This window comes from Psychrobacter sp. 1176_08 (assembly GCF_052850615.1).
Window position 1 is genome coordinate 149,518 of record NZ_VXCU01000007.1, and the last position, 12,268, is coordinate 161,785.

Genomic DNA, 12,268 nt, shown 5'->3' on the forward strand with positions numbered 1-12,268 from the left:
AAGCCTATAACGAAAAAAATACCAAAGATGATTTTATTCACCTTTGGTATTGTTAAAAATCCTTGTCTATTTTTACCCCAGTAGAACTGCACTTTTTTTGAAATAAATAGACTATAAACGGCTCCTAATCCTTCTATTTTTAAACGCCTACTAGCTTACGATACCACCTCAACCTTGTTTTTCAGACAAGCCACACGATGATTGATATGACCTTCTAGCACAGGTTTGATCTGGGCACATTCTTCATCGGCTAATGGGCAGCGGGTTCGAAACACGCAACCTGAAGGCGGATTTATCGGACTTGGTAGATCGCCTTCTAATAGCTGAATGGTTTTATTACGCTCAGCAATAGGGTCTGGTAGTGGCACAGCCGACATCAAGGCTTGGGTATAAGGATGAGTCGGCTTACCGTACACAGCTTTATTGACCCCAAGCTCGACGGCATTGCCCAAATACATGACCAGTACTCGATCCGCGATATGCTTAATCACCGACAGATCGTGGGCAATAAAGATAAGCGCGAGTCCCATCTCCTCTTGGATATCTTGCAACAAATTGATGACCTGCGCCTGAATAGAGACATCAAGAGCCGAGACTGGCTCATCACAGATAATGATTTTGGGTTTTAAAATCAAGGCGCGGGCAATGCCAATGCGCTGACACTGTCCGCCTGAAAACTCGTGCGGGTATCGGTTGATCTGATTAGGCAGCAGTCCCACCTTTTTCATGATCTCGCGTACTTCGCTTTGTACATCACCTTTTTTCATTTTGGGATAATAAGTACGTAGCGGTTCGGCAATGATATCGCCCACTGTCATGCGCGGATTCAATGAGGCGAGCGGATCTTGAAAAATCATTTGAATGTCTTTGCGCTTCATTCTCATGGTTTTTTTGGACGCCCCTACTAGCTCTTCTTCATTGAACAAGATGCTACCAGAGTTGGCTTCGATCAAACCCACGATAGTACGAGCAAGGGTCGATTTGCCGCAGCCTGACTCGCCTACCACGCCCAAGGTTTCACCAGCAAATATCTCAAACGAGACACCATTGACGGCTTTTAACGTCGCAGGCTTTTGCCAAAAGTAAGTGCCTTTTTGTTTGATATTAAACGTGGTATGGACATCCCGTACTTTGAGTAACGGTGTTTTAGGCTGGCTTGCGCTGCTATTAGTAATCTGTGTCATCATCGTCTACCCCTCTATCTCTGATGGATGATTGGCATCGATATCCGTCAAGGTATCTAATTTCATTTCAGGGTGCCAATGACAAGCGCGCTGACGGTCGTGCGGCAAAAACTCAAGTGGCGGCGGCGTATCACGGCAGATATCCATCGCATGAGGGCAGCGCTCGTAAAAAGGACAGCCTGCAGGCAAGTCCAGTAAGTTTGGCGGACTGCCAGGAATCGTCTCAAGCTTGCCCATCTCGTTATCCAGACGCGGAATGGCTTTTAATAACCCGATGGTATATGGATGGGTCGGGGTATAAAAAATCTCCTCCGTCTCGCCATAAGCCATCGTGCGACCGGCATACATCACAAGGACACGATCACAGATACCCGCTACTACGCCCAAATCATGGGTAATCATAATAATAGTCGTACCGAAGTCGCGTTTTAGCTCGTTCAATAACACCATGATTTGCGCTTGAACCGTCACATCAAGTGCGGTGGTCGGCTCATCAGCAATTAATAATTTAGGGCGACAGAGCAATGCCATCGCAATCATCACCCGCTGACGCATACCGCCTGAGAACTCATGCGGATACATGCCAATGCGTTTTTTGGCCTCGGGGATTTTGACCGCATCTAGCATACGTATCGACTCTGCCCATGCCTCCTTTTTATTCATCCCTTTATGCAGGGTCAGTACTTCAGCGAGCTGATCGCCTATCTTCATATAGGGATTGAGTGAGGTCATGGGGTCTTGAAAAATCATCGCCACTTGCTCAGCACGGATTTTGTTCAACGCCTTTTGCGACAAGCTGAGTAACTCATTACCTTGAAAGCGCACTGACCCTTTAGCAAGACCATTTTTCGCTAATAGTCCCATAATGGCAAAAGCGGTCTGCGACTTACCAGAGCCTGATTCGCCAACGATGCCTAAAGTTTCGCCCTCATGTAAATCAAAGTTTAACCCATTTACCGCGGTCACCAGACCATCTTCGGTCTTAAACTGAACGGCTAAGTCTTTCACTTCCAATAGGGTATTAGAAGGCATAATGAGACTGTCATTAGTAGTGTTACTGAATTCTTTAGTTACCACGATGTCACTCTCCTAGCGGTCTTTAGGGTCAAACGCATCACGTAGACCGTCGCCAATAAAGTTAAAGCAAAATAAAGTCACGACCAAAAAAGCCGACGGAATCAAAATCTGCCAAGGCGCCACTTGCATGGTGCGAGAGCCTTCTTGCAGCAGGGCACCCCAGCTGGTCATCGGTTCTTGTACGCCCAGTCCCAAAAAGCTCAAAAACGACTCGAATAAAATCATCGTCGGTACCAGTAATGAGGCATAAATCACCACCACACCAAGTACGTTAGGCACGATATGGCGCTTGATAATATTAAAGCCTGAGACGCCGCCCACGTGAGCCGCTTCAATAAACTCTTTGCTTTTAAGGCTGAGTGTCTGACCACGGACAATTCGAGCGACATCCAACCAAGACACCAGTCCGATAGCGACAAAAATCAAGATTAAGTTACGTCCAAAGATCGTGACCAATAAAATCACAAAAAACATAAACGGAAAGGCGCTTAAAATTTCCAAAAACCGCATCATCACCATGTCAACTTTGCCGCCAAGATACCCTGACGTTGCGCCATAGACCGTACCGAAAAGTACAGCAACTGTCGCTCCAGCAATGCCGACCATCAAGGAGATGCGGCCACCAACAGCGGTACGAACCAATAAATCGCGACCAAGTGAATCGGTACCAAAGTAATGCTTATTTTCGATAGAAGGCGCCGCTTGCATAAAGTTCCAGTCGGTTTCCGCATAGCCAAAAGGAGCAAACAAAGGGACAAATAGGACAAAAGCACCAATCAGTAATAAGATAAAGAAACTGGCAACAGCCGCCTTGTTTTGATAAAAACGTCGCCACGCATCTTGCCAAAGACTCCGACCTTTAATCTCTTTAGCTGGCGACAGGATAACGTCGGTGGGCTGGTCTACAATAAGGCTCATAGTGGTCCTTGTAATATCTACTTAAGTAATGATTAATACTGAATTTTTGGATCAATCACGGCGTATAAAATATCGACAATGGCATTGAACGTAATGGTCAGTACACCCACCAAAATCGTCAAGCTAAGCACCACGCCATAATCACGGTTAAGTGCGCCATTCACGAATAGCTGCCCGATACCTGGCAAACCAAAAATGGTCTCAATCACAATAGAACCAGTAATAATACCGACGAAGGCGGGGCCTAGATAGGAAATCACAGGTAACATAGCGGGCCTCAGCGCATGCTTCATAATGATCTGGCGCATCGGTAAGCCCTTGGCTCTCGCTGTTCGAATATACTGGCTGTTCATCACCTCAATCATCGACCCGCGCATGATACGCGCGATACTGGCGGTATATGCCAGTGCCAAGGCTGTGACGGGTAAGATAAGGTTTTGTAACGCGCCATCATTCCAACCACCAGCTGGTAGCCAGTGTAAAATGATTGCAAAAATGAGCACCAATAATGGGGCTTTAACAAAGCTTGGAATCACAACCCCCGTCATCGCAAATGCCATGAGCACATAATCTATCCATGAGTTTTGCTTAAGCGCTGCGATTACTCCAAAAATCAACCCTAAGACCAATGCTAAGATAAACGCATAAACCCCAAGCTCCATCGACACTGGAAATGACTGTGACAATAGCTCATTGACCGTATAGTCTTTATATTTAAAGGAAGGTCCAAAGTCGCCAACAGCAAGTTGTCCCAGATAATGGATATACTGTAACCAAAGAGGATCATTAAGATTGTATTTGGCTTCAATATTGGCCAGTACGGCCGGGGATAAGGTACGCTCGCCTGAGAAAGGATTGCCTGGTGCTAAGCGCATCATAAAAAAGGAGACGGTTATCAAAACAAATAAGGTCGGGATGGCCTCTAGAATACGCCGAAAAATCAGTTTTAACATAATACCTCTTCTATGGAAATGCTGGCTTCTAGGCTCAATAAAAGCTAGAAAGATACAGCAGATTTAACACGCCATGATGGCTTACTGGCAATAGCAGTGAGTGCGATGAGTCAGCCGAGGTCTCAATCATCGCACTCACTTTTAAACTCTTGATCTATCAGTGTTTAGCAATGGATAAATCTTTTGCTTGCCAGTTATTTAGGGCATCTTTCATTGGGAAACCAATAACATAAGGCTTAACCAAACGAGGGCTAACATAGTGATAAACATTCAATAAAGGCATGTCTTTGTCCAGCTGAGCCTCGGCTTTGTTGTATAAATCAACGCGCTGCTCGGGCGTCACACCTGGTTTTAGCGTTTGTGCCATCAGGCTATCAAAGTTGGCATTGGAGTATTTGCCGTGGTTGTTACTATTACCTGTTTTTACGATGTTCAAGAAAGTTGAGGCCTCGTTGTAATCACCACACCAACCCGCGCGCGCGATTTGATAGTTACCATTACGGCGAGTATCGAGGTAGGTTTTCCATTCTTTATTGATCAAGTTGACATCCACGAAGCCAAGCGATTGTTTCCATAGCGAGGCGACGGCAAGGGCCGTTTTCTTATGAAGATCATTGGTGTTGTACAGCAGCTCAAATGTCAGTGGATTGCTTTCGCTATAGCCTGCTTCATTCAGCAGTTTTTTGGCTTCTGCCAGACGCTTCTCTTTATCCCATGTTGCCCACTCTGGCATGTTTTTTACACCGCCATTAGTCGCGGTCGGTGTGAGCTGATACGCCGCTGTTTGCCCTTGGCCGATGACCTTATCGACCACCGTGTCACGATCTAATGCCAAGGCGAGCGCACGGCGCACTTTGACATCATCAAATGGCGGTTTGACATTGTTAAATTCATAATAGTAAGTACACAGATAAGGAGAGACGGTTAGCTCATCACCAAGCTGCTCTTTGAGAGACGCAAATTGCTCAGTTGGGATTTCGTTGTAGGTCATATCGACCTCGCCTGCCTGATAGCGCGCCACATCGGTGGTACTAGAAGGAATCGCGAGCATCGTGACAGTATCAATTTTGGTATTGGCGTCATCGTAATAAGCAGGGTTACGCGTTAGGACGATTTGATCATTGACCTGCCATTTGCTGACTTTATAAGGACCATTGACCACGATATTGGCAGGGTCTGTCCATTTATCACCAAACGCTTCGATCGTTTTTTGGTGGACGGGCTTGACCGAGTTGTGAATCATCATGTCTGGGAAATAAGGCACAGGCTCTGATAAAGTCACTTGCAGAGTTTTGTCATCTAGTGCTTCTACGCCAAGGGTGTCTATACCCGCTTTACCCTCAACGATTTGCTCAGCGCCCACAATCTTGGCATCGACCAAATAGCTCGAATAAGGAGAAGCGGTATTTGGATCGACCAGACGGCGCAGGCTATAAACAAAATCCTCTGCGGTCACAGGATCACCATTTGACCACTTGGCATCACGCAGCTTAAACGTCCACACTTTGTTGTCTGAACTCTCCCAACTTGTCGCCATACCCGGAATGGTTTTGCCATCCGCATCCGTATTGGTCAGCCCTTCAAACATCTGACGGTCGATACCTGCTTCAGGGACGCCAGAGACTTTGTGTGGATCAAGCGACTCTGGCTCGGCAGCGTTATTGACAACCAATTCTTGAGTGTCGGCCAATACGTTTGGATCGATATTTGAAGATTGGCTGGCAGTGCCATCACTTGTAGAGTTGTTGCTACAGCCTGTCATAAACATGGCCAGTACAAGAGAAGTGGGTAAAAACACAGACGTCAGAAGGTGGTTGGAAGGGCGCATCATGTAATATCCTAGCAGGTAAGTGGCTGGGCGGATTTACTGAGTTGTAGTAAGTCCATTTAATTTATCCGTATGCTGATACTTATCCACTCTATTCATACTCTAACCACGCTCACAGCAATCATCGTCACAGCAACCAATGCTGCAGTGCTCCTGAAATCGCGGTCTGATAGGCTTGAAGGCGTTAGATCTGAGCACAAACTAATTCTCAATATTTATACCACTCGTCGCTTTATTCGACCGTTGAAGTATAAATCTTGGAACGAAATTGAGACTTAATTATGGTAATAGAGATGACTTTGGATAATTATTAGTAACATTATGGATAACCATTAGTAATAAAAAACAGTATCAATGTCAACAATTTTCAATATGCTCAGATTGAACATAAGTGCGAAAAATATCTAAAAATAAGTTTTTTTGATGGCTGAAAATTGAGTAAAAATCCAGTAATAACAGAAGTTTTTTATTGTATTTATAACCTTTTATCGTCATAAACATACCGTTTATATCTCTCTGTTTGATACGACTTGCTTTATGATTTTAGCCAACGGTTATGATTCGCAAGGTCTGTATTTATAAGGTATCGAGCAAAACGCACAAAAAAATATGGTAATTTCCACTTACAATATTGTTTTTAATAACTAATCACTGGTCGTAAAAGACCGTTGAATATAGTTGTCCGCCAATCCTGTGACGGTGGTATCTATCGTCAAACTTATTTTCTGTGATAAAACCCTCTCAATATTTTATTTTTTTCTGTCATTTATTTTTGTAAGACTTGGATAAAACTGTGGCAAAAATAAACGTTAAAAAAGTATTTGGAGGCAATAGCGTCATCAGCAGTTTTCTGTTGAACAAGGTCAGTAACGAAATGAGTCCCTATCGTTTCATCATCTTGTAACTATTTTTGCCAAGACTGTATCGAATTGAGCTGTCTTAAAAACGCTACAATAATACTAAGAGGATTGTCGATAAATGACTGGGTTAAGCTGGTAGTTTTGATAAGATAGTCTTTACACTGTTTTTAATGAGAGCGTGCTATGAATCACCCACAGCGCACGACTGAGCATTCGCTTAAACACGATACCTCTCCTATCGAACGCCCCAATGATACGGCTGCCCACTTTGACGTCTACCCCACCAAGCAGACATGGCTTGCTTTTTTTGATAAAACGCTGCTGGTGATTGGATCAGTCGCACTGGCGTTAGCCCTTGTTTTCTTTATCGCTTATAACTGGTTAGACATGGGCAAAATGGGTAAGTTTGCGTTGGTCGAAGGCGCACTGGTTATAACCATTACCCTATACGTTGGCTTGTGTGTTAGGCGACAATTTCTCCTCATTCGTCAACTGCTTTTGCTCATTGCCAGTATCATTACTGGCAGCTTACTGGCTTTGTTTGGACAGACTTATCAGACAGGCGCAGACACATGGCAACTGTTTTTCGTATGGGCGCTATTGATTACGCCGTGGGCCGTGATTGCTCGTTTCCCTGCGCTGTGGCTGTTATGGTTGGGTCTGCTGAATGCCTGCCTATTGTCCTATTTAGACGTGACTGGTTTTTTGTTCAACGATAATGTATACCAAGGCGTGATAGAAATAGGCGCGCTGGCCGTCATTAATTTTGTCGCACTGAATCTCTGGCTATTTTTTATTGATCACAAAAGCCCCTCTCAAACAACTTCTGCCAATGCAGATATAGACACTCCGTCTCCTACCGCCGCTCATACACAAAATCAGACTAGAGCTGGTTTGCACTGGAGCACTTATGTGGTGGGTCTATTAAGTACCTACGCCATCACTCACCTCGCCATCTTCACCATTTTTGACAACGGTAATTTCAAGATACCCATTATTTTATTATCGCTATGGGCCATTTGGTGTGGCTTTATGGTGTGGCGATTTTACCGATACCGTGTTGATGTATTGATGCTGACCTATGTCAGTGGCTCTGCCATTATCGTGGTGATGTGTTGGGCAGGTAGATTTTTATTAGAAAACACTAATAGCAGTGGTTTTTTAATGTTAGCGCTGCTATTGGTTGGCATGAGTTCAGCGGCCGTTGTTTGGCTACGTAAAGCGGCTCGTTTAAGTCATAAGCGCACTACGACAAGTGACATGGTTAACGAATCGGTTGAGGTCAATGCGACTGATAGAAGTGCAATTGATAAAAATAGTGAAACCAACCTTGGCAATGGTCATGATCAAGAGGATACGCCTTGGTTTGTACAGATTCTTTTTAGCTTTAGTGGGCTGTTAGCCAGCCTGTTTTTTATTGGTTTTTTGACCTTAATATTAGAAAGTACTGGCGCGTTAGACAATGCAATGATGATAGGCATGATTGGGCTGTTGTTAAATGTGTGTGGCTTGATCGCATTTAAATATGAACACCAGCGGCGCAGCATGTTTTTGAGCAGTTTAGCTTTTATGATCAGCGTGGCAGGTCAGTCATACGTGGTGTATGGCTTGAGCGAAAGTGGCATCAGTCATCCACTCGATGTGTGGGTATTTTTATTGCTACAAAGTGCTTTGATCTTTATCGTGCCAAGCTTTATGTATCGATTGATTGGGAGCTTAGTGGTGTTTGGCTGCATGGTTTTTTTACTCGGTTATTACGCGCTACCCGAAGTCAGTTTGGGTCTATTGGCATTGATTGCAATTGTCAGTCATTTACAGCGCTATCGGTTATTGCAACGCATTCCAGCTCGGTGGCATTTAGTAAGCTCTGAGGTGATAAAAGCCATTGGTTATGGCAGTGCGCTCATGCTTTTATTCATTTCTGTCTATTTCATTGTCGACGAGTACCGCTATGGCTCTGATAATAACGACGGGCTGTTTCGTTATCATTACTACTGGGCACAAGGACTGCTCACACTCGCCAGCCTATATGCCGCCTACCTCATTTTGAAGCGTTACCGTGTCCAATGGCACTCTGCCGTAGGGCTGATAACTGGCAGCGCTGTCATTGTCTTGGGTATTGTATCGACCTATGTTACAGGCTTACTGGCCACCAGTTTGATTATCATAATTGCCATGGCCAATATCAAACGCACTCTGTTAGGTATTGGCGTGTTCGCCTTGGTTTGTTATGTATTTTGGTACTACTACCAACTCAATACGTCTTTACTGGTCAAATCTGTCTCCGTGCTGGTGGTCGGTCTCGTGCTGTTGCTGCTGCGTTGGGTGTTGGTCAAACGCTATAGTGCTCACGGCTTATCCGCCTCTGGAGCGCGCATCCAGCATAACGCCAGTCAGGCCGATAGTGAGGAGCCTTTATCATGAATGATGCGCATAAACGTACTGATGCAAGCAACGTCTCTACCTCTGCTCTAGGATGGTGGCAAAAACGAGCAGTGACCATCACTATTGCCATACTGGGTTTGGTCGGTATTTTGACCTTTATCAGTATGAATGTGATGAAGTATGAAACGCATCTTGCCAGTGGTGATGCTGTGTTATTACAACTGGCGCCTGTTGATCCACGCGGCTTTATGCAAGGCGATTATATGACACTCAGTTATGCCTTGGAGCGTGATGTTTTGGATACATTAGATAAAACTGGCGACCGTCCTAAATCGGCTGAGGGCTATGTGATAGTCGCTTTAGATGAGCATGATGTCGGGCACTTTGTACGCTTGGCAGATAGTCATCAGCCCAATACATTGGCGACCAATGAAAAAGCTATCCGTTACCGTCTGCGCAACGGCTCAGTAAAACTTGCAACCAATGCTTTTTTCTTTCAAGAAGGTCATGCCAATGCTTTTGAAGCAGCAGAATACGGCTTGTTTCGCGTCAATGACAAGGGTGATCCGCTACTGACCAATCTCGTCAACGAGACATTTGAAGTGATTGACCCAACAGATAAAGATAAAGCCAAAGTTAACAATTAAATAAAATAGGCAACTGCTACTTCACAACTGTAAGCAAAGACTAACCTTATTTAACCAAATAAGTACTGATAACGATAAGCTGGACTTGCTACTGTGGTGACCGGATAACGCGCTTCTTGACGGAGCGCTGATAACTAAACATTGATAAATGAACTGATAATAATGAATGAGCTGATAATCAACCAATAATAATCTATTCAGTCATATACGATTATTTCATTCAAAATAAATAAAAAGGACACACCCATGCGTAGCGCAACTTATAGCAAATTTGGCAAACCTACCGAAGTCTTAAGTCTTGGCGACAGCCCTATTCCTGAACCAAAAGCCGATGAGGTACGAGTCAAAACCATATTGGCCTCTATCCATAACCATGACCTACTCACCATTCGCGGTCAGTATGGCTTTAAACCAGAACTGCCCGCCATTGGTGGTAGTGAAGCCGTCGGCATCGTTGATGCGATTGGGGATAATGTGAAAGACGTCAAAGTCGGTCAGCGTGTCGCGGCTGCCAGCGTACAAGCAACATGGGCAGAGTACTTTGTGGCCTCAAAAGACATGGTGTTTGCTGTTCCTGATAGCTTAGAAGATCAAATCGCAGGCCAGCTTATCGCCATGCCGCTTAGTGCCTTGATGCTTATTGAGTTCTTAGAGTTAAAAGAAGGACAATGGGTCATTCATAATGCAGCCAATGGTGCGGTCGGTAAATCACTTGCGATGCTGGCTGCTGCACGCGGTATCAATACTATCAATGTCGTCCGTAGTGCGGACGCAATAAAAGAGCTGGACGCGCTGGGTATCAAAAATAACATCAATACCTCAGATGACGACTGGAAAGATCAAGTTCGTAAACTTGTGGGCGATGACAAAATAAGCGCGGCGGTTGACTCAATCGGCGGTGAGTCTAGTAATGACCTACTAGAATTGCTTGGTCATGGTGGCACGTTGGCCTCGTTTGGTATCATGTCAGGTAAGCCAATGAACCTAGACCCAACCAATATCATCTTTAAACAAGCAGTTATCAAAGGCTTCTGGGGCAGTAAAATCAGCCAAGAGATGAGTGTGGATAACAAGCAACGCTTGATTGATGAGCTGATCGAACGCGCGACCAATGGCAATCTAAAACTGCCTGTCGAAGCCACGTTTGATTTGGCAGATATCAAAAAGGCGGTCGATGGTGATTTGCAATCCAGCAAAAACGGTAAAGTGTTATTAAAACCTTAATATCTCACTGACTGTCAAAGTCTACTCACGCAAAACACATGCAAGAGCCCATTGGTATTCATATAACAATACAGTGGGCTTTTTTTGCTTAAATAGATAAGCAAACAGTCACTCATAAATACCAATAACAAAGAATAAATAGGGATATCACCATGTCAAACCAACCAACCTTTAACGCCTTAGTCGTCGAAGAAGACGCCAATGGCAACTTTAACAAAAGCATCCAAGAGCGCAGTCTCACTGACTTACCCGAAAACGAGCTACTCATTGAAGTGCATTATTCATCACTTAACTATAAAGATGCAATGTCAGCATCAGGCAATAAAAGAATCACCAAGCACTACCCGCACACACCCGGTATTGACGCCGCTGGTGTCGTCATTAGTGACAAGTCTGGCACTTTTGAAGAAGGTCAAGAAGTCGTGGTATTTGGTTATGATCTCGGCATGGACACCGCAGGCGGACTTGGTCAAATAATCTCTATACCTGCTGACTGGGCGATAGAATGTCCAGAATCGTTAACATTAAAAGAAGCGATGATATACGGCACAGGCGGTTTGACAGCAGCCTTAAGCATCCAAAAGCTAGAAAAAATGGGCGCAAAACCTAGCGATGGCCCAGTTGCAGTTACAGGTGCCACGGGCGGCGTGGGTACCATCAGTATAGCAATCTTAAAACACTTGGGTTATGAGGTGATTGCGTTCTCAGGCAAACCTGAACAAAGCGAACACTTAAAAGCACTGGGCGCAAGCGAAGTCCGTCATCGCGATACCATCAATGAGATCGGACAAAAACCTATCGGCCGTGAGCTGTGGGCAAATGCGATTGATACCATTGGCGGCGATTACTTAGCCAACTTGCTCAAACAAACCAAAGCTGGCGGCGCGGTCACCAGCTGCGGCTTGGCAGCCTCCCCTGAGTTTTCAATGACAGTCATGCCATTTATCACAAGAGCCGTGTCGTTATTGGGTATTGATTCGGTCTATATCCCACTGGAAGATAAAAAGGCGATTTGGCAGCGCGTTGCCACCGACATGAAACTGCCCAATCTGGAAAGCTATGGCGAAGAGATTACATTGGCACAAACGCCTGAATACTTGGATCGGTTTATCGCGAGTAAAACGGTTGGGCGTTATGTGGTGAATGTGCGGGGTTAGGATTTTAGGTTTAAGTATTGATGTAAATAAAGGCA

The 12,268-nt window shown here is 44.8% G+C and carries 9 protein-coding genes; 4 read left to right on the forward strand and 5 right to left on the reverse strand.

The window, feature by feature from the left end:
• Positions 1–155: 155 nt before the first annotated feature.
• From oppF to FW759_RS10565, 5 genes are all read right to left on the reverse strand, one after another.
• Positions 156–1,187, reverse strand: coding sequence for a murein tripeptide/oligopeptide ABC transporter ATP binding protein OppF (oppF, locus tag FW759_RS10545; RefSeq protein ID WP_446442966.1), 1,032 nt, complete (start codon positions 1,185–1,187; stop codon positions 156–158).
• A gap of 3 nt (positions 1,188–1,190) precedes the next feature.
• Positions 1,191–2,216, reverse strand: a complete 1,026-nt coding sequence (gene oppD, locus FW759_RS10550) for an oligopeptide ABC transporter ATP-binding protein OppD (protein WP_446442967.1) — start codon at positions 2,214–2,216, stop codon at positions 1,191–1,193.
• Between the two features lie 57 nt (positions 2,217–2,273).
• Positions 2,274–3,179: an oligopeptide ABC transporter permease OppC gene (gene oppC / locus FW759_RS10555; RefSeq protein WP_446442968.1), complete on the reverse strand. Its 906-nt coding sequence runs from the start codon at positions 3,177–3,179 to the stop codon at positions 2,274–2,276.
• Positions 3,180–3,211: 32 nt separating this feature from the next.
• Complete coding sequence (gene oppB, locus FW759_RS10560; RefSeq protein ID WP_446442969.1) at positions 3,212–4,132, reverse strand: oligopeptide ABC transporter permease OppB; 921 nt, start codon at positions 4,130–4,132, stop codon at positions 3,212–3,214.
• 157 nt (positions 4,133–4,289) lie between these two features.
• Complete coding sequence (locus tag FW759_RS10565) at positions 4,290–5,960, reverse strand: ABC transporter substrate-binding protein (protein WP_443570751.1); 1,671 nt, start codon at positions 5,958–5,960, stop codon at positions 4,290–4,292.
• A gap of 1,043 nt (positions 5,961–7,003) precedes the next feature.
• Here FW759_RS10565 and FW759_RS10570 point away from each other — a divergent pair.
• From FW759_RS10570 to FW759_RS10585, 4 genes are all read left to right on the forward strand, one after another.
• A complete protein-coding gene (locus tag FW759_RS10570; protein ID WP_446442970.1) occupies positions 7,004–9,244 on the forward strand; it encodes a DUF4401 domain-containing protein in 2,241 nt (746 codons plus the stop codon).
• The gene (locus tag FW759_RS10575) at positions 9,241–9,852 is read left to right on the forward strand and encodes a GDYXXLXY domain-containing protein (protein WP_446442971.1); all 612 of its coding nucleotides are present in this window, start codon (positions 9,241–9,243) and stop codon (positions 9,850–9,852) included. Before FW759_RS10570 ends, FW759_RS10575 begins: the two co-directional genes overlap by 4 nt.
• 246 nt (positions 9,853–10,098) lie before the next feature.
• Positions 10,099–11,076, forward strand: coding sequence for a zinc-binding dehydrogenase (locus FW759_RS10580; protein ID WP_446442972.1), 978 nt, complete (start codon positions 10,099–10,101; stop codon positions 11,074–11,076).
• A gap of 152 nt (positions 11,077–11,228) precedes the next feature.
• Positions 11,229–12,233: an oxidoreductase gene (locus tag FW759_RS10585; protein WP_446442973.1), complete on the forward strand. Its 1,005-nt coding sequence runs from the start codon at positions 11,229–11,231 to the stop codon at positions 12,231–12,233.
• Positions 12,234–12,268: the final 35 nt, after the last annotated feature.

What these genes read in the sequence shown, in the direction of transcription:
- oppF (WP_446442966.1), bottom strand. Translation starts at nt 1,187, where the DNA reads ATGATGACACAGATTACTAATAGCAGCGCAAGCCAGCCTAAAACACCG.
- oppD (WP_446442967.1), bottom strand. Translation starts at nt 2,216, where the DNA reads ATGCCTTCTAATACCCTATTGGAAGTGAAAGACTTAGCCGTTCAGTTT.
- oppC (WP_446442968.1), bottom strand. Translation starts at nt 3,179, where the DNA reads ATGAGCCTTATTGTAGACCAGCCCACCGACGTTATCCTGTCGCCAGCT.
- oppB (WP_446442969.1), bottom strand. Translation starts at nt 4,132, where the DNA reads ATGTTAAAACTGATTTTTCGGCGTATTCTAGAGGCCATCCCGACCTTA.
- FW759_RS10565 (WP_443570751.1), bottom strand. Translation starts at nt 5,960, where the DNA reads ATGCGCCCTTCCAACCACCTTCTGACGTCTGTGTTTTTACCCACTTCT.
- FW759_RS10570 (WP_446442970.1), top strand. Translation starts at nt 7,004, where the DNA reads ATGAATCACCCACAGCGCACGACTGAGCATTCGCTTAAACACGATACC.
- FW759_RS10575 (WP_446442971.1), top strand. Translation starts at nt 9,241, where the DNA reads ATGAATGATGCGCATAAACGTACTGATGCAAGCAACGTCTCTACCTCT.
- FW759_RS10580 (WP_446442972.1), top strand. Translation starts at nt 10,099, where the DNA reads ATGCGTAGCGCAACTTATAGCAAATTTGGCAAACCTACCGAAGTCTTA.
- FW759_RS10585 (WP_446442973.1), top strand. Translation starts at nt 11,229, where the DNA reads ATGTCAAACCAACCAACCTTTAACGCCTTAGTCGTCGAAGAAGACGCC.